This window comes from Daejeonella sp. (assembly GCF_017495225.1).
Classification (GTDB): Bacteria; Bacteroidota; Bacteroidia; order Sphingobacteriales; family Sphingobacteriaceae; genus Daejeonella.
In genome coordinates this window covers 1-20,513 of the sequence record NZ_JAFEIG010000030.1, presented here as the reverse complement: position 1 = coordinate 20,513, position 20,513 = coordinate 1, and the positions used below count along the sequence as shown (strand labels likewise).

Annotated in this window: 20 protein-coding genes and 1 tRNA gene; 10 read left to right on the top strand and 11 right to left on the bottom strand. The window is 36.8% G+C overall.

The window, feature by feature from the left end:
* Positions 1-2 precede the first annotated feature (2 nt).
* Both QZ136_RS11320 and QZ136_RS11315 read right to left on the bottom strand, forming a co-directional pair.
* A tRNA-Ser gene (locus tag QZ136_RS11320) sits at positions 3-89 on the bottom strand.
* Between the two features lie 48 nt (positions 90-137).
* On the bottom strand, positions 138-383 hold the full coding sequence (locus QZ136_RS11315) for a GIY-YIG nuclease family protein (protein ID WP_291403577.1): 246 nt from the start codon (positions 381-383) through the stop codon (positions 138-140).
* A gap of 267 nt (positions 384-650) precedes the next feature.
* On the opposite strand from QZ136_RS11315, the gene QZ136_RS11310 reads away from it, so the two are divergent.
* Together QZ136_RS11310 and QZ136_RS11305 are read left to right on the top strand one after the other, a co-directional pair.
* Positions 651-1,622 carry a polyprenyl synthetase family protein gene (locus tag QZ136_RS11310; protein WP_291403575.1) on the top strand — a complete coding sequence of 324 codons (972 nt, stop codon included), beginning with the start codon at positions 651-653 and terminating at the stop codon, positions 1,620-1,622.
* Positions 1,623-1,624: 2 nt separating this feature from the next.
* A complete protein-coding gene (locus QZ136_RS11305; RefSeq protein WP_291403573.1) occupies positions 1,625-2,665 on the top strand; it encodes a TerC/Alx family metal homeostasis membrane protein in 1,041 nt (346 codons plus the stop codon).
* A 73-nt stretch (positions 2,666-2,738) separates the two neighbouring features.
* Here QZ136_RS11305 and QZ136_RS11300 read toward each other — a convergent pair whose 3' ends face one another.
* From QZ136_RS11300 to recJ, 3 genes are read right to left on the bottom strand one after another with little or no spacing between them, the layout of a single operon-like run.
* On the bottom strand, positions 2,739-4,247 hold the full coding sequence (locus QZ136_RS11300; RefSeq protein WP_291403571.1) for a GH3 auxin-responsive promoter family protein: 1,509 nt from the start codon (positions 4,245-4,247) through the stop codon (positions 2,739-2,741).
* A 13-nt stretch (positions 4,248-4,260) separates the two neighbouring features.
* Positions 4,261-5,004, bottom strand: a complete 744-nt coding sequence (gene lptB / locus QZ136_RS11295) for an LPS export ABC transporter ATP-binding protein (protein ID WP_291403634.1) — start codon at positions 5,002-5,004, stop codon at positions 4,261-4,263.
* A complete protein-coding gene (recJ, locus tag QZ136_RS11290) occupies positions 5,001-6,716 on the bottom strand; it encodes a single-stranded-DNA-specific exonuclease RecJ (RefSeq protein ID WP_291403569.1) in 1,716 nt (571 codons plus the stop codon). Before recJ ends, lptB begins: the two co-directional genes overlap by 4 nt.
* 56 nt (positions 6,717-6,772) lie before the next feature.
* Between recJ and QZ136_RS11285 the strand changes: the two genes are divergently transcribed.
* On the top strand, positions 6,773-7,537 hold the full coding sequence (locus tag QZ136_RS11285) for an MBL fold metallo-hydrolase (protein WP_291403567.1): 765 nt from the start codon (positions 6,773-6,775) through the stop codon (positions 7,535-7,537).
* A gap of 304 nt (positions 7,538-7,841) precedes the next feature.
* Here the strand turns inward: QZ136_RS11285 and QZ136_RS11280 are convergent, their stop codons facing one another.
* From QZ136_RS11280 to QZ136_RS11255, 6 genes are all read right to left on the bottom strand, one after another.
* Entirely contained in the window at positions 7,842-8,423 is a 582-nt protein-coding gene (locus QZ136_RS11280; RefSeq protein ID WP_291403565.1) for a YceI family protein, read from the bottom strand.
* A 103-nt stretch (positions 8,424-8,526) separates the two neighbouring features.
* On the bottom strand, positions 8,527-9,369 hold the full coding sequence (locus QZ136_RS11275) for a HAMP domain-containing sensor histidine kinase (RefSeq protein ID WP_291403563.1): 843 nt from the start codon (positions 9,367-9,369) through the stop codon (positions 8,527-8,529).
* Positions 9,370-9,558: 189 nt separating this feature from the next.
* Positions 9,559-12,441, bottom strand: a complete 2,883-nt coding sequence (gene gcvP, locus QZ136_RS11270) for an aminomethyl-transferring glycine dehydrogenase (protein WP_291403562.1) — start codon at positions 12,439-12,441, stop codon at positions 9,559-9,561.
* A gap of 216 nt (positions 12,442-12,657) precedes the next feature.
* Positions 12,658-13,707, bottom strand: a complete 1,050-nt coding sequence (gene selD, locus QZ136_RS11265) for a selenide, water dikinase SelD (RefSeq protein ID WP_291403560.1) — start codon at positions 13,705-13,707, stop codon at positions 12,658-12,660.
* Between the two features lie 33 nt (positions 13,708-13,740).
* The gene (gene mnmH, locus QZ136_RS11260) at positions 13,741-14,793 is read right to left on the bottom strand and encodes a tRNA 2-selenouridine(34) synthase MnmH (RefSeq protein ID WP_291403558.1); all 1,053 of its coding nucleotides are present in this window, start codon (positions 14,791-14,793) and stop codon (positions 13,741-13,743) included.
* A gap of 45 nt (positions 14,794-14,838) precedes the next feature.
* The gene (locus QZ136_RS11255) at positions 14,839-15,558 is read right to left on the bottom strand and encodes a pyridoxine 5'-phosphate synthase (RefSeq protein ID WP_291403556.1); all 720 of its coding nucleotides are present in this window, start codon (positions 15,556-15,558) and stop codon (positions 14,839-14,841) included.
* Positions 15,559-15,753: 195 nt separating this feature from the next.
* Between QZ136_RS11255 and QZ136_RS11250 the strand changes: the two genes are divergently transcribed.
* From QZ136_RS11250 to QZ136_RS11220, 7 genes are all read left to right on the top strand, one after another.
* On the top strand, positions 15,754-16,191 hold the full coding sequence (locus QZ136_RS11250) for a thioredoxin family protein (RefSeq protein WP_291403554.1): 438 nt from the start codon (positions 15,754-15,756) through the stop codon (positions 16,189-16,191).
* Positions 16,192-16,336: 145 nt separating this feature from the next.
* Positions 16,337-16,924 carry a sigma-70 family RNA polymerase sigma factor gene (locus tag QZ136_RS11245; protein ID WP_291403553.1) on the top strand — a complete coding sequence of 196 codons (588 nt, stop codon included), beginning with the start codon at positions 16,337-16,339 and terminating at the stop codon, positions 16,922-16,924.
* Positions 16,925-17,407: 483 nt separating this feature from the next.
* Positions 17,408-17,833, top strand: coding sequence for a hypothetical protein (locus tag QZ136_RS11240; protein WP_291403551.1), 426 nt, complete (start codon positions 17,408-17,410; stop codon positions 17,831-17,833).
* A gap of 469 nt (positions 17,834-18,302) precedes the next feature.
* On the top strand, positions 18,303-18,806 hold the full coding sequence (locus QZ136_RS11235) for a hypothetical protein (RefSeq protein ID WP_291403549.1): 504 nt from the start codon (positions 18,303-18,305) through the stop codon (positions 18,804-18,806).
* Positions 18,794-19,531 carry an NRDE family protein gene (locus QZ136_RS11230; protein WP_291403547.1) on the top strand — a complete coding sequence of 246 codons (738 nt, stop codon included), beginning with the start codon at positions 18,794-18,796 and terminating at the stop codon, positions 19,529-19,531. Before QZ136_RS11235 ends, QZ136_RS11230 begins: the two co-directional genes overlap by 13 nt.
* On the top strand, positions 19,510-20,124 hold the full coding sequence (locus QZ136_RS11225) for a DUF6695 family protein (RefSeq protein WP_291403545.1): 615 nt from the start codon (positions 19,510-19,512) through the stop codon (positions 20,122-20,124). The genes QZ136_RS11230 and QZ136_RS11225 overlap by 22 nt, the downstream gene beginning before the upstream one ends.
* A gap of 10 nt (positions 20,125-20,134) precedes the next feature.
* Positions 20,135-20,446, top strand: a complete 312-nt coding sequence (locus QZ136_RS11220) for a DUF6695 family protein (protein ID WP_291403543.1) — start codon at positions 20,135-20,137, stop codon at positions 20,444-20,446.
* Positions 20,447-20,513 lie beyond the last annotated feature (67 nt).

Here is a 20,513-nt window from a genome sequence, read left to right as displayed (position 1 = left end):
TGCGGAGAGGGTGGGATTCGAACCCACGGTACCATTGCTAGTACACGAACTTTCCAAGCTCGCTCGTTCGGCCACTCTGACACCTCTCCAATTTATTGGGCCTTGATATAAATTCTTCTAAATAGGTTTTATCTTTTTTATATAATTTCCTGTTTCTTTAAAAATATATAACCATCAATTGATTTATAAAACTGTTCTCTTTTAAAAGCTAAGCTTCTAGATTCATGTTGTTCTATAAAGTGAAGCTTCAGTGGTCTACGGTTTTTCGTAGATTTCACATCGCCTTTATTATGTTTTTTTAATCTCTCTTCTATATTTTGGGTGCTTCCATAATAGAATTTCCCATCTTTCTCACTCTTTAAAATATAGCTGTAATACATCATTACATATATTTAAAACTCAAATTCGAACCCACGGTACCATCGCTAGTACACGAAATTCCAAGCTCGCTCGTTCGGCCACTCTCCAAAGGAGTCCTTCGGACTGACACCTCTCCGATTATTTCTATGAAAGCCTGCAAAAGTATCAAAATTCTGTCAATATTGGAGATTATTATAAATAATAGCTCTTTTCCAATCGCTTTAATCGGCCAAATTGCTGAAATTTCAATATCTTTGCATTATTATACAAACCCAAGATTTCGGAAATTAATGCTGAGTCTCGACGAGATCAAAAAACCCATAGCAACAGAACTGGACACCTTTGAAGGGAAGTTCAAATCTTCTATGCAAAGTTCTGTTCCGCTACTTGATCGGATCACTCACTATATTGTGAAACGCAAGGGCAAGCAAATTCGCCCTATGTTCGTTTTCTTTTCTGCTAGCCTTTGTGGAGGAATAACAGAAGCTACTCACCGTGGTGCCGCTCTTGTCGAATTATTGCATACAGCTACCCTCGTTCATGATGACGTAGTGGATAATTCCTATCAAAGACGTGGTTTTTTCTCCGTAAATGCGCTCTGGAAAAATAAAATTGCGGTTTTAGTCGGCGATTTTCTCCTATCTAAAGGCCTTCTTCTTTCCATAAATAATGGTGATTTCGGACTCCTAAAGATCGTTTCTGATGCGGTAAAGCAGATGAGTGAAGGCGAATTATTGCAGATTGAAAAGGCTCGCCGTTTAGATATTGATGAGAAGGTTTATTATGAGGTTATCCGACAAAAAACGGCTTCCCTCATTGCTTCTTGTTGTGCTTGTGGTGCCGCATCGGCCGGTGCAAGTGAAGAAGTTGTCGAGAAAATGAGACTCTTTGGTGAGAAAGTAGGTATTGCCTTCCAAATTAAAGATGATCTTTTCGATTTCGGTACCGATGATGTTGGAAAACCCTTGGGAATAGATATCAAAGAGAAAAAAATTACCCTCCCCCTAATTTATGCGCTAAATAAAGTGTCTAGCTCCGAGAAAAAGCGTATCATTAATTTGGTTAAAAATCATAATGAAGAAGCCGAAAAGGTTGCTGAGATTATTAGCTTTGTGCGGAATAGCGGAGGAATGGACTATGCCAAATCTCAAATGGAGAACTATCAAAATGAAGCTTTTGCCATTTTAAGAGAGTTTCCAGAGCATGGATCTAGAACTGCGCTTGAACAATTAATTCGCTTTACTACTGAACGAAAAAAATAAAAATGACTAACGAATATCTGTTTTTTGGCAGCTTTTTGCTGTTTATTGTGTTGATGCTTGCTATCGACCTCGGACTTTTCAACAAAAAAGATCATAAGGTGAGCTTGAAAGAAGCTGCTATCATGAGTTTCATTTGGGTTAGTTTTGCCCTCGGTTTCTACTTTTTGCTAATCACAAATGGTGAACTCCTGCATGGCATCGATAATTTCGCTCAGCTTCAAGAAGTTACTACAAGGAATTTACATAATATTACCCTCAAGCCGGATAATTTCACTGAAAGTTTGGCTATCTACAAACAAAATTTAGGTCTTGAATTCATCACCGGTTATGTGATTGAATATGCTCTTTCGGTAGATAATATTTTTGTGATGGTTCTTATTTTTTCTGCTTTTAATGTAGATGAAAAATACTACCATCGTGTGTTATTTTGGGGAATTATTGGCGCTGTTTTGATGCGTTTTGGCTTTATTTTCTTAGGCTCAACTTTGATTAAGCAGTTTGGCTGGATTCTTTATATTTTCGGTGCTTTCTTGGTTTATACAGGAATAAGCATGTTTTTAAGTAGAGATGAAGAAGAAAAAATTGATACCGAAAATCATAAAGTAGTGCGTTTTGCATCCAAATATTTCTCGGTTTATCCTGAATTTGTTGGCAATAAATTTTTCATAAATGTGGATGGTAAAAAGATGGTAACCCCACTTTTTATCGTCCTTTTAATTGTAGAATTCACCGATCTTATTTTTGCTGTCGATTCAATCCCAGCAATCTTTGCGGTCACCAAAGATCCTTACATCGTATTTTTCTCTAATATTTTTGCCATACTGGGATTACGCTCCATGTTCTTCTTATTGGTAAATGTGATTCATAAATTCCATTATCTGAAATTAGGATTGTCGGTCCTTCTTTTATTTATAGGAATAAAAATGCTTGCCCATCATTGGTTAAGTCTATGGGGATTCACAACGGTTCATTCCTTGTTTATTATTCTGTTTATTCTAACGACGAGTATTGTGGCGTCGTTGATGTTTCCGAAGAAATCGTAATTCGTAGGGACAGGTCGCGACCTGTCCTCTAATAGATCGTTTTGAAATTAAATGGACAGGTCACGACCTGTCCCTACAACATCTTCAATATCTCCTCCACATACCCTCTATCATTTGCGAGGCGTGGTACCTTATGCTGACCGCCTAATTTGCCGCGGCTTTTCATCCATTCGTAGAAGGTGCCGTCGGGGGCGAGGTGGACTTTTGGTCTAGAGAGGGCCATGTCTTTGAAGCGTTTGGCGTCATAATCGGAATTAACTTCTCTTAAAGTTTGATCCATTACATCCGTAAAGCGCTCTATATTGTCGGGTTTTTTCTCAAATTCGATGATCCATTCATGGCCTCCCGCATCGTTACCTTCAAAATAAATAGGGCAGGCGGTATAATCGCGGATGATGGCTCCCGTTTCTTGGCAAGCCTTAGAAAGGCCTTTCTCGGCATTATCTATGATTAATTCTTCTCCAAAGGCATTGATGAAGTGCTTGGTGCGACCTGTAATTTGAATTCTATGAGGTGTGAGTGAAGTAAATTTGATGGTATCGCCAATCATGTATCGCCATAATCCGGCGTTTGTAGAAATGATTAAGGCATAATTTTTATTAAGCTCGACCTCATCCAATCGCAAGGTTTTAGGATTTTCCTTGTTAATATCCTCCATGGGAAGAAATTCATAGTAAATTCCATAATCCAACATCAGCAACATCTCTTCCGAGTTTGGCTGATCTTGAATTCCAAAAAAGCCTTCTGAAGCGTTATAAGTCTCCAGATAGTACATATTATCCGAAGGAATCAACTTTTTAAATTGCTCGCGATAAGGTTTGAAGTTTACGGCACCATGGAAGTAAAATTCCAAGTTCGGCCAAACCTCAAGAAGATTGTCTTTGCCGGTAATTTCAAGAATGCGCTTTGCTAGAACAATGTTCCAAGTAGGCACTCCCGAAATATTAGTCACATTCACATCAATTGTTGCTTGAGCCATTTTCTCGATTTTCTCCTCGAAATTATCCATCAAGGTAATCGACATGTCGGGAGTACGATAAAATTCGGCCCAAAAAGGTAAGTTTTTGATTAAAACGGCCGATAAATCGCCAAAGCTAGAATCAGCGTTTAATTGATTTATTTGGTGACTCCCACCCAGCACAAGGCATTTTCCAGTAAATATTTTCGTATCCGGACGGTTATTGCAATACATTGATAGCAAGTCCTTACCCCCCTTAAAATGACATTCCTCCATGGATTCCTCACTCACAGGGATAAACTTACTTCTATCGTTTGTGGTGCCCGAAGATTTGGCGAACCATTTAATTTCTGATGGCCAAAGTACATTGTGCTGGCCACTCAGCATTTTTTCGATATAAGGTTTTAAGGTATCGTAATTTTGAAGTGGGACTCTCTCTTTGAATTGATCTTGGTTTAAAATAGACTCATAGCCATATTTTTTACCCCATTCTGTATTTTTAGCTGTCGAAATTAATGTTTGAAACCATTCATCCTGAACATCATAAGGATATTTTATGAAAAGCTCGATTTGATGCATCCGCTTTTTCATTATCCAGGTAAAAATGGAGTTTACTAATGTCATTTATTTAGGATGCTTAAACAGATAAATGTTTCTTTTTACGTAGCTCAAAGTTTTGTCCAAGATAGAACTTTTTAGCCATTTCATTATTCGCAATCTCTTGCGGTGTACCGGTAAGCATGATTTTACCTTCAGCAAGGAGATAGGCTCTGTCTGTTATCGATAATGTTTCCTGCACATTATGATCGGTAATTAAAATGCCGATATTACGCAATTTAAGCTTCGCTACAATGCTTTGTATCTCCTCAACAGCAATTGGGTCCACTCCGGCGAAGGGTTCATCTAAGAGGATAAAACTAGGGTCTGCAGCCAATGCTCTTGAGATTTCTGTCCGGCGACGTTCACCTCCAGATAATAAATCTCCTCGGTTTTTTCGGACTTTATGCAGGCTAAATTCATCAATTAGCTCTTCTAATTTGTGTTTTTGTTCTTCTTTGCTCAGTTTCGACATTTCAAGCACCGCTTTGATATTATCTTCCACGGTTAATTTTCTGAAAACTGATGCTTCTTGAGCAAGATAGCCAATGCCTTTTTGGGCACGGCGGTACATGGCATCTTCGGTAATGTCTTCATCATCCAAATAAACATGTCCTTCATTCGGCTTAATTAATCCCACAATCATATAAAAAGAGGTTGTTTTGCCGGCACCATTTGGTCCCAGTAATCCCACAATCTCCCCTTGCGACACGTGGAAAGAAACATTATTTACAACGGTTCTTTGCTTGTACTTTTTGACAAGGTTTTCGGCTCTTAAAATCATGGTCTTGGGTTTGGAAGATTCGCCCGTATTCCCTTGATGTTCAGCTGTATCGATCTTTTCTCTTTCCATACGTTCTCGTCAATAGTATAACAAATATCAAATGCTTCGCCCGAATTAACTAAAGGCATAAATTCTGCCAATCCAAATCCAATGCAGTTATAATAAGTCTGATTGTTTTGATGCACGCACATTTTCAGATGATTGCTTCCTGCTAATGTTGCGCTGCCGTAAGTATAAACATTTTTACTTAGAAAAATTGGAGCCATGTTTTGCGGTCCGAAAGGTTCAAATTGTTTCAAAATTCGGAAGAACTTTGCATCAATTTGGTTTAGCAATATTTCTGTATCAATATATATTGCTTGGACCAATTGCTCTTCGGTGATTGTCCTAGAAACGACCTCTTCAAACTTTTGTTGTAGCGCCGGAATGTTTTCTATTTTCATGGTCAAGCCGGCTGCATATTTATGCCCCCCAAATTGTTCCAGAAGCTCGCTACATTCACTTAGTGCTTCATAAAGATCAAATCCTAATACAGACCTCGCCGAACCAGCTGCTTTTCCATTAGAATGGGTCATAACAATGGTTGGGCGGTAATATTTTTCCGTTAAACGGGAAGCAACAATACCAATTACACCTTTATGCCAATCTTCATTATACACAACAGTCGTTTTTTTGGCGATAAGTGCCGGATCCTCATCAATTAATGCTAATGCCTGCTCTGTAATGTGGCTATCGTGCTCTTTGCGCTCGGTATTTTTAGTATTTATAATCTGTCCTTTTTCAAAGGCTAATGCTTCAGTTTCGGCAATTAATAGATTTACAGCATGTTTGGCATCATCTATTCTGCCTGCCGCATTAATTCTTGGGCCGATAGTGAATACAACGTCTGTGATAGTCAGATCTTTCCTTCCCGAAATGTTCATCAAGGCGCTTAGGCCTTTGCAGGGATCCGTATTTAGTTTCTGAAGACCAAGCCAAGCGAGTACTCTATTTTCTCCGGTAATTGGTACGATATCGGCTGCAGTACTTACAGCTACTAAGTCGAGGTAATTACTTACCTCCTCAAATGGGAGATTATTTTTTTGTGCATAGGCCTGAATGAGCTTAAATCCGATTCCGCAACCCGATAATTCTTTGTATGGATATTCGCAATCTGAACGCTTAGGGTCAAGAATTGCAATTGCTGCTGGTAAAGTATCTCCTGGAAGGTGATGGTCACAAATGATAAAATCTACTCCCTTTTGATTGGCATAATCTATTTTATCGACCGATTTTATTCCGCAATCTAGTGCTATAATTAGCGAATAACCGTGTTCTGCAGCATAATCTATTCCTTGATTAGATATCCCATAACCTTCTAAATATCGATCAGGGATGTAAAAATCAATTGCGGCATGGTGTTTTTTAAAAAAACTAAATGTTAAGGCTACGGCAGTGGTGCCATCAACATCATAATCGCCATAGATAAGAATTTTTTCTTCGGCTTGCATGGCACGCTCAATACGCGCAATTGCCAAATCCATATCTTTCATTAAGAATGGGTCGTGAAGCTGATCTAGAGAAGGCCTAAAGAAATTACGTGCATCTTCATAGGAATTAATCCCACGCTTTACCAATAGGTCGGCGAGAATTGCATCAATTTTTAAAGATTCTTGTAATTCTGCGATTACAGTATGGTTTTTAACCTCCCGTTCCACCCACCTTTTTTCCATATCTTTGCCTTTTAAATTGTAAAAATAGAATTTAACATCATAATATACAAAGAACATTGAAAGCTTTAGCCTTATATGAAGGATCTTATTCTGTAGATGCTTCCAAGACCTTCATTCCCTTCGATCCTGCTATTCATAATCCGAAAGATAGGCCTGCCTCTTTATTTATTTTTGTTCAGCCATTTTTGGTTGAGACTAAGAATGATTTAATTGTTTTAGATACGGGATTGGGTTTTAAAGGACAATCGGGGGAGCTGCTCATTCATGAAAATATTAAAAAGGCTGGTTATAATCCTGAGGATGTAAGTTTGGTTTTGATGTCACATTTGCATTTTGATCATGCTGGGGGAATGGTAAATAATCATTCTGGTCAGGTTTCATTGTCTTTCCCAAATGCTGAATATGTGATCAATCGTGGCGAATGGGAGGCAGCTTATAGCAAGCCTTCGCGTTCCTACAAAACCGAAATATTTGATTTTGTGCAAAGGAGTGGTTCGGTTCATTTTGTGGAGGGTAGCGGTAAATTAAATGATCAAATTTCTTATGAATTTACAGGCGGACATTGTGAAAATCATCAGGTTTTCTTGATAAATGAGGGTAATGAGACTGTTTTCTTTGGTGCTGATATTCTGCCAGAACCTGAACAGTTACTTCGGAAATTTATCGCGAAATACGATTTTGATGGTCGCAGAGCGATGGAATTAAGGCAGGAATACGGAATGAGGGCTGTTGAAGGAAATTGGGAATGCCTATTTTATCATGCTAAAAGCAAAGCGATTGCAAAGGTGGGATTTGAGAATGATGGCTTTAGAATTTTGTAGGGATAGGTTGTCAGTTATCAGTTATCAGTTATCAGTTGTTGGTTGTCAGGCTGGCGTCATTTGAGATGGTTGCCTTGTTGATTACCGCCGGCTGAGGTTCTCGAAGCCCATGTGTTCAGTTAATATCAGTTAATAGTTGTCGGTTATCAGTTGTCAGTTGTCAGTTGTCGGTTGTCAGGCTAAGTGGAGAAAATCTTTCTTACCTGTTTGTTTTTCCGCAGATTTTAAAGGGTCGATTTTTCGTATATAAACAAAAAAGGACAGGTCGCGACCTGTCCCTACGGGCTGTACCCTTAAATCAAAATTATTTTTTATTCGCGCTAAGATTGATATTTAATTCAAACTCATCATCAATGGCTTTATCGCCGATATCTCCAAAGAAGCTTTTTGAACGATACTTAATGTCATATTTCGTACGATCAACTTTTACACCACTTGCTACGGCAACAATTACCCCTTTTTGCTGTTTTACACTTGCTGGGAATGTAATTGGATGGGTGATTCCTTTAATAGTTAAGTTTCCAGTAATGTTTACGCGATCAGTACCTGCAGGTGCAACCTTAGTAATCTCGAATTTTGAGCTAGGATGTTTATCTACTGAAAAGAAATCATCATTTTTTAAATGGGTAGTTAAACGCTCATTGTCTGAAGTTAAGTTAGCTAAATCCATCACGAAGCTACCGCCTTTCAAACCTTTTTCATTGTAAATAAGGGTTCCACTACTAATTTTTACGGCTCCAACATGGCCACCAACTACTTTTTTCGCCGACCAGTCAATGCTTGATCTCTCAATGTTTACTGTATAAACATCATCTTTTAGTACGGTGAATGAAGCTAGGAATATGAAGCTAGCAAGCAGACTTAAGATTAAATTTTTGTTTTTCATGTTTTGAATATTTGTTAAAACCAATCAATAATAACGTGTTTTTTTTCAATTTTTATATTTTTTAGGTCAATTTTTAATTTTTACCTAATTTTTTAGCTTCTCTTTAGGAATTAAAATAAATGCGAAAGCTGGTTCCTTGCCCAGGTTCACTTTCCACTTCAATTCTTCCACCCATAGCTTCAATTTGCGATTTGATAATATAAAGTCCCATTCCTTTGCCCTCAATATCGGTATGAAAGCGCTGGTACAGTCCAAATATTTTATCTCCAATTGCTTTTAAATTCATACCAATGCCATTATCGCTAAAATGTAGAATTGTTTCTCTCATCTTACTTTCAGTCCTTAACCGAATCAATAGCTTCCTATCATCAGACTTATATTTAATCGCATTTGTAAGTAGATTGAGTAAGATGCTATTTAGGAATTGTTTTGGGAAGTAAATTTGCGAGCGCTCCGAGAAATTTGTTTCCACCTGAAGCCCAGATTCTTGAACTTGACTGTCAATGCTATAAAGTACTTTGTCAAATTCTGTTTGTAAGTCTAAGTTTTCGCTCTTTATATTTTCTCCAGGTTTGCTAGCAATAAGTTCAACAAGATCGTTCAATGTGCTATCCAGTTGTATCACACATTCATGTATTTTATCGCTTATTTCAGTCTTAAATTCATTAGTTAATGATTTATCCTTTTGTATTTGTGTGAGGCTAATTAAATTGGTTACAGGAGCACGAAGGTTATGTGAGGTGATATATGCGAATCTTTCAAGCGAATTATTAGCCTTTATCAGGGATAGATTATGCTCCTTTAATTTGTTGGTTTCGTTTTCAATTTGCTTCTTAACAAACCATTTTACAAGAAGCACTAAAAGTAGGATCCCAATTCCAATTGCAAGTCCCCAATAAATACCTTCTAAAAAGTCGATACTTTTGCTATTTGTAAAATTCAACATAACGGGATTAATATTTAATCAAATTGGTGTTAACCTGCTATTTTTTTAAGGCTTTAATTGTTTTTATTAATTTAAAATTAAAGTAAAGATAGTCTTTGATAAAAAAATATTCATTTTTATTTTTCAAAGGGCCAAAAAAAATACCTTGCCAAATATTGACAAGGTATTTTTTAATTATAATAATTGAAATTATGCCATTTCTTCGGCGTAAGATTCAACTGGAGGGCAAGAACAGATAAGTGTTCTGTCGCCATGCGTATCATTTACTCTTCCTACACTTGGCCAGAATTTAAATGCTGCTACATAAGGTAGTGGAAAAGCAGCTTGCTGACGTGAGTAAGGATGTGTCCATTCGTTTGCAGTTACGACCGCAGAAGTATGTGGCGCATTTTTTAATGGATTATCAACTTTATCCATTTTTTCATTTTCCACGGCTTCAATTTCTTCACGGATGGCAATCATCGCATCGCAGAAGCGGTCTAGCTCATGCTTAGGCTCCGATTCTGTTGGCTCAATCATTACTGTTCCAGCCACTGGGAATGAAACGGTAGGAGCGTGAAAACCGTAATCCATTAGTCGCTTGGCGATATCTGTTACTTCAATTCCAAAATTCTTGAAAGCACGGCAATCAAGGATCATCTCATGGGCACATCTTCCTTTTGATCCAGAATATAGAACTGGGTAAGAGCCTTCCAATCTAGCTTTGATATAATTGGCATTTAGAATTGCAAATTTTGTAGCATTTGTTAGTCCTTCGCCTCCCATCATGGCAATGTATGCATGCGATATTAATAGAATTGATGCAGATCCCCATGGTGCAGATGAAACTGCTGAAATAGATTTGCTATTTCCCATATCCACTACAGCATGCCCTGGTAAATACGGCACTAAATGCTTAGCAACACCAATTGGGCCCATGCCTGGTCCACCACCACCATGCGGAATACAGAATGTTTTATGAAGATTTAAGTGGCAAACATCGGCGCCAATGGCTGCGGGACTAGTTAATCCTACTTGAGCGTTCATGTTTGCACCATCCATATAAACTTGTCCGCCATACTGATGAATAACATCACAAATTTCAATGATTGACTCCTCAAACACACCATGTGTGGATGGATAAGTAACCATTAAGCAAGAAAGATCATGAGCATGTTCTAATGCTTTTTCTTTCAGGTCGGCAACATCTATATTTCCTTTTTCATCACACTTTACTATCACAATTTTCATGCCTGCCATAGCAGCAGATGCAGGATTTGTGCCGTGAGCAGATGAAGGAATTAAGGCTACATTTCTTTGTACATCTCCTCTATCTAAGTGATAAGCACGAATAACCATTAATCCGGTGTACTCACCTTGAGCACCTGAATTTGGCTGGAAACTCATGGCAGCGAAGCCTGTAATTTCGCTTAACCAGTCGTTTAGCTCTGCAAAAATCTGCATATAACCACCAACTTGATCAATTGGTGCAAATGGGTGAAGTTTACCAAATTCTGGCCAAGTAACAGGAATCATTTCCGTGGTAGCATTCAGCTTCATGGTACATGATCCCAATGCAATCATTGAATGACAAAGAGAAAGGTCTTTTGCTTCTAATGATTTTATGTATCTAAGCATCTCATGCTCAGAGTGATGCGAATTGAATACAGGGTGAGTTAAATAAGTTGACGTTCTTTCAAGCTCTGAAGGAATTCTTGATTTTACATTGGCAGCTAATCCGTCAAGATCAAGATCATGAATGCTTTTTGCTTTAACCTTAGCAAAGAATTTGATGATGTTTAATACATCTTCTTTCGTGGTGGTCTCGTCAAGCGTGATACTAACTAATGAGCCTTCATAGTTTAAGTTAACCTCATTATTTAGTGCTTCTGAGTGAATCGGATTTTTTAATTCACCTAGATCTAATTTAATGGTATCGAAGAAATGCTTATTATCTTGCTTGTAGCCAAGGCTTTCCAATGCATTTGATAAAAACACTGTTAGTCCGTGAATACGTTGAGCAATCAATTTAATTCCCGCGGGTCCGTGATAAACGGCATACATACTAGCCATAATTGCCAATAATGCTTGCGCAGTACAGATGTTTGAGGTGGCTTTATCTCTACGGATATGCTGCTCACGTGTCTGCAAGGCCATTCTTAGTGCATAATTACCGGCACTGTCAATGGTTACACCGATAATTCTACCTGGTAATGAGCGTTTATATTCTTCCTTAGTTGCAAAAAATGCAGCATGCGGACCGCCATATCCCATCGGGATACCAAAACGTTGTGTTGAACCAATTACAATATCTGCACCCCATTCTCCTGGAGGAGTTAAAAGGCTTAGCGACATAATATCGGCAGCAACAGTTAATTTGATGCCTTTTTCATGTGCTTGATTAGCAAAATCAGTATAGTTATAAACTTCTCCTTTTCCTGCCGGATATTGAATTATCGCACCAAACATAGACTCATCTAGTTGAACAGTCTGATGATTGCCTATGCGAATTTCAATGCCATAAGGCTCAGCGCGAGTTTTTAAAATGTCAATAGTTTGAGCTAGAACCTCCTCAGAAACGAAAAATACTTTGGCGTCTTCATTTTTACGAAGACTGTATTGCATGAACATTGCTTCGGCAGCTGCTGTTCCTTCATCAAGAAGAGAAGCATTGGCAATTGCCATTCCGGTAAGGTCGACCACCATAGTTTGGAAATTTAACAAAGCTTGTAAACGACCTTGTGCAATTTCTGCTTGGTATGGAGTGTATTGTGTGTACCATCCTGGATTTTCGAGAATGTTACGTTGAATAACACCTGGAACAATCACATCATGATAGCCTTGACCGATATAAGATTTGAAAACTTTATTTTTTGAAGCAGTCAGTTTCAAGTCGTTCAAATAGTCGAACTCACTTTTTGCTGTAGGCAAGCTTAAAGCTTTTTTTAAGCGGATGTTTGCCGGCACTGTTTGTTCAATCAATTCATCGATAGAATCTACACAAATGATGTCGAGCATTTGTTCAACATCTTTCTCATTTGGAGCGATGTGACGTTGCTCAAATTTTTCCTGATAATCTATGTTCAATTTCATTAAAATGGGGAGAGTTTTGATGGGTCAAAAATAAGTATTTTCTGCATATTTCATTGTGCTTGAATCTTTTTCAATGATAAAACTATTCATACATCTTTTAAATGAATAAACAGCATCTAATTTTACAAATAGATGATTTTAAAATGCTTATATTAACATTTTACCCTATATAATTCTCTTATAATTGGCTTTTAAATTAATGTTAAAAGCAAAAAATTAAATAATTTCAATTAGTTTTTCTTCCGATTTTGGAATTAGTGTTCCGAAGCAAACAATATTCTTTTCTGGGATACCATTTTCTCGCAATACCTGCTCAAATTCTTGGCATTTATCTGGCTCAACGGCTACTAATAGTCCGCCACTAGTTTGCGGATCCGCCAAAATATGTTTCTGTCTATCCGTGATGCTTTTTACTTTATGTCCATAGCTTGCCCAATTTCTGCCGGTACCTCCAGGGATAGAATTTTGAGCTAGGTATTCGTCTATCTCGGCTAGTTTAGGAACTTTATCAAACTCCACCAAGGCTTGTAGATTGCTGCCTTCACACATTTCTGATAGGTGGCCCAATAATCCGAAACCAGTCACATCAGTCATTGCTTTTATATAATTCAGTTTGCCTAAAGTTTCGCCGATTTTATTTAACATCGACATGCTCTTTGGAGCAATTTGGGCATGCTCTGCCTTAAGAATACCTTTTTTCTGTGCGGTGGTTAAAATTCCTACCCCCAAAGATTTGGTTAGGTATAGCTTACATCCTGCAGTGGCTGTTGAGTTTTGCTTTAAGTTTTGGATATCTACCATCCCGTTTACGGCGAGGCCGAAAATGGGCTCGGGACTGTCAATGCTATGTCCGCCGGCGAGTGTAATTCCCGCTTCGGCGCAGATGGAGCGTGAGCCTTCAAGAACCTTCTGAGCCACTTCTGGTGATAATTTATCAATTGGCCAACCTAAAATGGCAATGGCGAGCACAGGCTTTCCGCCCATGGCATACACATCACTAATGGCATTTGCTGATGCAATTCTCCCGAAATCATAGGCATCATCCACAATGGGCATGAAAAAATCGGTCGTTGAAATTAATGCTGTACCATTTCCTAAATCTAATACGGCAGCATCATCACGCGTGTTATTGCCAACTAATAATGAAGGGTCAATGGCGTGTTTTATCGGACTATGAAGAATGAGGTCGAGTACTGCCGGACTGATTTTACATCCGCAGCCAGCGCCATGTGAATATTGAGTTAATTTTATTTCTTCGGGTTGCATTGGTGTTAGATATTAGTATTGAGTATTTAGATGTTAGATATGAGATGTGAGATTTGAGACGTTAGATATGAGATAGTGATTTAATAAGATTTCGCTATTTTCTTTGGCATTTGTGCTTTTGCAGGGCAGGGGATAAACTTTTTCAGCTAATCTTTTTCCTTGTCCGTTGCTATAAGTCTTATCATAATAAACTAAAACCATTTTTATAAAAAGCTCCATTTGATCGGTTTCGATGGCTTGAATGGCTTCTTTTGTTTGCAGTGGGCCTAGTCGTTTGCCAATTTTTAGTGTACGTTCAATTAGAAACTCTTTATTAAGCTTGCCATATTCTTCCACTAAAAAATCGACTCTTTTTTGAAAAGGAACTTCAAGTTTTAACAAAGTTGTTTCACGCATTTGCTTGAAAAAAGGATTGGGGATGAAGCATTTACCGATGGATAGGCTTTCATCTTCGACCCAAATAGGCTTTGTGCGGTCTGTTTTTACAAGTTGAGATGCTAAGATGTTTTCAAAGTGCTCCTGACTAGGTTGAATTAATTTACCCATGGAGCCGTATGCTGAACCTTGATGTTGTGCAATATCCTCTAGGTCAATAACTTGTTGATTGAGATTTTTGAGCTCTATGAGTGTATTTGTTTTCCCAGAGCCTGTCATTCCGCCGACAACCAAAAGTGGATATTCTTCTTTGAACTGATCTAAAACCCAATTACGAAAGCGTTTATATCCGCCTTCTAAAAGGTAAACATCGAATCCATAAAGACTTAATGCCCAAGCCATTGCGCCGCTACGCATGCCACCACGCCAACAATGCACGAGTATTTTTTTCTCGGGAGCAATTTTTAAGGCATCTTGAATAAATCCCGACCATTTGGGGCCTGTTAAATCAAAACCAAGCAAAATTGCCTCTTCACGACTTTTTTGTTTGTAGCAGGTACCGACCAATACACGCTCTTCATTTGAAAAAATGGGTAGGTTATATGCACCTGGGATTCTGGCATGTGCAAATTCCAATGGCGTTCTTACGTCGATAACAGGTACCGTATCAGCTAATTTGAGAAATTCAGCGATGTCCAGCTTTTGAATCATGTTTAAGAAAGCTTTAAATTGAAATTTAATCTTTGCGATTTAGGCTTATGCATTCTTTTGTTTTAGGTACATCTGAATGGTATTTTCTAAACCATAGTAAAGAGCATCGCAAATGAGTGCGTGGCCGATGCTTACCTCTAGCAGACCTGGAATATTTTGCGAGAAATATTGAAGGTTGTGAAGATCGAGGTCGTGCCCTGCATTTATTCCCAGCCCTAATTTATTAGCTATTTCTGCAGCTTTGATATAAGGTGCGATTGCCTTTTCACGATCTTGATGGTAATTAGTGGCATAGGCCTCAGTATAAAGTTCAATTCTGTCTGTCCCCGTTTCTTGTGCCGCCTCAACCATTTCTTCGGCAGGATCAACAAATATGGAAACACGAATGCCTGCTGATTTAAATTCAGCGATAATATCTTTTAGATAAGATTGATGTTTTATAGTATCCCAGCCATGGTTGGAGGTCAATTGGCCTTCCGCATCTGGAACTAGAGTTACCTGGGCCGGTTTATTGGCTAAAACAAGTTCAACAAATTTTAGCTCCTTGGGATTACCTTCAATATTGAATTCTGTATGAATTGCTTTCTTTAAATCAAATACATCCTGATAACGAATATGTCTTTCATCGGGGCGGGGGTGGACTGTAATACCTTCAGCACCAAATCGTTCTGCATTCATTGCAACTTTTACCAAATCAGGATTATTTCCTCCTCTTGAATTTCTAAGAGTAGCGATTTTATTGATGTTAACGGATAATTTTGTCATTTTTAAAGGCAATCAAAAGATATTATTTGTCTATCAAAGATAGCTAATTTGCCTTAATGCAGCGTTCAAATATTTAGCTGTACTGGGCTCATTTTTAAGTTGCACATTTTTAAGGAGGTAAGATTTTTTATTTGATTGAGATGAAAATAAATTATTTCACACTAATCTTTATTAACCATTTTAATAAATTTGTTCATGAAAAAAGCAATCCAACTGTTCTTTATCCTCATTTTAATAGGGACTAACATTAGCAAGGCTGATATTAAGCCAGGTTCTGGAATTCAGTTTAGCGAGAATACCTTTGCTGAGGCTCTTCAAATTGCTAAAAAGGAAAATAAGATTGTGTTTTTGTATGTGTATGCTACTTGGTGTGGGCCGTGTATTGAACTGAAAATGACCACCTTTAAAAACAAAACAGCAGGCTCCTTTTATAATTCCACATTTATCAATATTTCATTAAATGGTGAAAAGGGCGAGGGACCAATTTTAGCACGGAAATATGGTGTTCAAGGCTATCCTAGCTTTTTTTTTATTAGGCCTGATGGCAAAATATTGTATAGAGCAGAAGGTTTTTACGATTCGAAGGGCTTTCTTGAACTGGGACAAGAAGTTCACAAAGTAAGCAAAAGGTAGGTAGACTCTTATTGTTTCTAATCTATAATCAGCAAAATAAATTGAGCAATAAAAATTTCTTAGCTTTTTTGACAGAATTGTTTTTTAAGATAATATTTTAATTGCAGCAATAAATGTTAAATTCACAGTTCAAAATGAATGATTAATGATTGCTGTATCAGAAGAAGAAAAACGAAAAACAATTACAAGTTGGGTTTTAGAACACACTGATGCCTTGTATAGCAGAGCGATTAGTAAGATTTCATCCATTGAAATTGCTGAAGATCTTGTACAAGAAACATTTTTGTCGGCCTTTGCTTCTTTCGAAAAATTTAAGAATAATAGTCAGCCAAAAACATGGCTAATTTCCATTTTAAACAATAAAATCATTGATTTTTATAGGAAGAAGTCAGAAAGGCACGTTAGTCTAGATCAGCTTTATGAAGAAAAAGCGGGCGCTATGGCTGATGAAATCTTTGACAAAAATGGTAAATGGGCTTTGCCAGAGTCGAGCACAATTTGGGCTGAAGAGAAGCATCTCCTAGATGATGAAGGTTTTAATCAGGCATTATCGAAATGTATAGATAATCTACCATCAAAGTGGGCTCTTGCTATAAACTCTAAATATCTTTTAGATAAGGAAACTCAAGAGATTTGTCAGGATTTGGAACTCACTGCGTCTAATTATTGGCAGATCATGCATAGAGCAAAGCTTATGCTAAAAAAATGTATCGAAACAAATTGGAGCTTATAAGGTGATGGGTAAATTACATTTAACGTGCAAAAAAGCCACTGAGCTAATTGAAAGGAAGCATTTAGACAAGATTTCATTTAAAAATGGGATCAAGCTTTATTTCCATTTAATTATTTGTAAAGCATGCTCCACTTACTCTAAACATAGCTTATTAATTCATAAAGCTTTAGAACGTAGATTCAAAAAAGACGTTAAGCAGCCGGAAAAATCTAATGATAAACTTAAAGAAAAGATAATTTCTAAACTTTAGATTTCATTATTGATTTATATCATTCACAATTGCTTCTCAAGCAATGCTCCACAATATTCTTGAGCATAAATTAGTCCCCCAAATATTTAATTTTTTAACTCAAAAAATAATTTTGAAAATAAATAATTATTTTTTGTCAGGTTGAGTTTTTTTTTCGTCTAATCAATTAAATAAGCAAAATTAAATATTGCTAAAACGGTTGATGCAGAATTTTAATCTAAACAAATAAGAAAATGAAAAATTTAACAGGCTCTCTAATAGTACTTATTGCATTTTTAATGTTTTCTGGCTCACAGGTAAAGGGGCTGGAGAAGACCGATGACAAAAAAGTTATTGTAATGGTTAATACTGCCAAATGGTGCCCGGCATGCAGAAAAAATGGTAATCGTGTAGAGGTAGATGTTTTGTCGCAGTACCGAAACAATCCGAACTACCAAATTATAATCAATGATCTTTCAACGAAAGAGACAAAGAAGGCTTCTGAAGTAGTTTATACAGTTGCGGGGGTTGCAGGCGTTGCTAAAAGTAATAATAGCACAGGGGTAATTTATTTTATAAATAGTGATACAAAGCTTTTGATTTCTACGATTAGTGTTACCAAGACTACTGAAGAAATTAAGCAGGCTTTTGATCAATCTTTAGCTAAGCTAAATAAGTAAAGAAACTCAGCAGGATATTTTTTTACGCTTATCTATTTCTGTGTTGAGAGGCGATGAGCACATTAAAGTTTAATTTGGTGATTATGAATTGATGAAGGGATTAAAATTGCTAGGGCTGAGAAATAAGGTTTTGATTCTAGATGTGTATCCTAATGCTATAATTCATGTATGAATTCAAAATAATAATTCAAAATAAATTAACTGAAGATTATTATAATTACGTATTTATAAATAAATCTCAAAATATTGAGAAAGATTTAGATCTAAAATTGATTCAAAAATATGGAGTTCAAGCTTAGCTTTTTTTATTTATAAACTCATTTTTAAGGTGAAGTTTTTAGGCCAAAGGAGCTTTTATTCTTAGGTCAGAAAATTCATCAATTAATACTGGCAGATTGGGAATAGAATAAATTTAAAATCAATCTTAGAATAAGTTAGAATAAGTTTTGGGATTTAAAATTCAGGTAAAATGAAACAATATTGTATAGAGAATTTATTAGAATTGAGGCACCTGATTTCCCATTTTGATGAAGAAAAGTATCAAAGTAAGTTGCAAATATTGTCTAATTCATCAATAGGACAGCATTTACGTCATGTTTTAGAATTTTATAGATGTATCATTAAAGGAGCAAGTGATGGTTCGGTTAATTATGATAATCGTGAGCGGGATTTAAATTTGGAGCAAAGTCCTGATTTGGCAATTTCTTGTATAGATCAAATTTGCGATGACATTCCTCATTTAAATGGTACACAGGAAATACTTCTCGGCGCTAATTTTTCTCATAATGGCGAAGTTTTAGATATGATTAAGTCTTCAATTGAAAGGGAGTTAGTGTATTGTTTGGAACATAGTATTCATCACCAGGCTCTTATCAAAATTGGTTTAATTGACCAGAAGATGGATCATTTAATAGATCAAAGTTTCGGTATAGCACCATCAACAATTAGGCATCAACAATCATGTGCACAGTAACATACATTCCTCTTAAGGAAGGTTTCGTATTGACATCTAGTAGAGATGAAAAAACGGTAAGGTCAACGGCTAAATTGCAGGCTTTTGTTGATTTGAAAACTACATTAGTTTATCCCAAAGACATGCTTGCTGGCGGCACTTGGATTGCAGCAAGTAATAAAAAGCAGATTGCTTGTCTTTTAAATGGGGGTTTTGAAAATCATACTAAGGATTATGAATTTGGGCAAAGCAGGGGACAAATTTTGTTGTCGAGTTTTAAATATGCTTCCCAATTGGAGTTTATGTCGACTGTTAATTTAGAAGGTGTTAAACCATTTACACTTCTTCTTATTGATTATCAGAATGATATTTTATTTCATGAATTAGTGTGGGATGGAGAAAAGAAGCACATCACAAAGATTAACCCTGAAAACCCTCGAATTTGGTCGTCTGTTACACTTTATTCTAAAGAAGATAGAGAAATTAGGCAGTCGTGGTTTAACAAATGGCTAATTGATAATCAGGCAAGTTCAGATTGTAAAATTTTGGATTTTCATCAAGCAAAGCATTGCGATGTACCGAGTTTAAATATATTGATGAAGCGTGAAAATTTTCAACAGACGGTAAGTATATCTCAAATATGGTCTACAAAGAATGAAGAAATATTTGATTATTACGATCTTCTAGATAGACAGTTAAGGAGTTTAAATTTAGCTAATTATTCATGTATACCGGTTTCGCAATAGCTATTGCATGGCCAGAAACTCTGTGTAAACAAGCAGGTGCATGGTATGATGGGCTAATGAATATTTTAGGTTTTAGTAAAGATAATTTTTATAGGGTTGGGCATGCGGCCGTGGTATTGGTTGAGATTAAAACTGGCAATTGCTTTTATTTTGATTTTGGAAGGTATCACGCGCCGTTTGGTCATGGGAGGGTTAGAGATCATGAAACTGATCACGATTTACGTATGTATTCTATGGCTAAATTTTCAGATTCGCGACATGAATTGTTGAATTTTGAAGAAATTTTATCTGAGCTTGCTGAAAATCCAGCCTGTCATGGCGATGGACCTTTGCATGCTTCATATACAAAAATCGATTTCGATAAAGCTTTCGCTCATGCCAAATCTATGCAGCAAAATTGCCCTATAAAATATGGACCATTTATTTTAAAAGGGACTAATTGTTCACGATTTGTAAGAACAATAATTTTAAATGCAAAAGCTCCAATTATAGATAGAATAAAATTATTTTTTCCATTAAGCGTTTCCCCTAGTCCGATAGGTAATGTAAAATGCTTAAACAAAAAAATGATTGTCGAGAAAAAGGGATTTTAATTTTAATGATATGATAAATAAACTAAGTAACTTAAAAAGCACATTAATGGCACCAAAGCGACTAAGTATCATTCCTGAGAATAGTCATTGGTTGGCCGGCGAAGGAGCTGGCTCATGGTTTCATTTGGAGTTAGTAGGTAAGGATTATCGAATTGTTAGGTATAGCCCAGAAGGTAGGGTGGAATGCACAGGATATTTTAACTACATATCAAAAGTTATGTTCAATATTTATGAACCTTTTGAGTTTTTACACCTTTCTCATTGTCAAAGTGTCATAATTGGCCAATCAGAAAATATGTTTTTCTTTGAAAGAAAATCTTAGCTATAAAAAAATGAGGCTGTATCAAAATAAACCGATACAGCCTTTTTTTATTTTTCGAATTTTATAC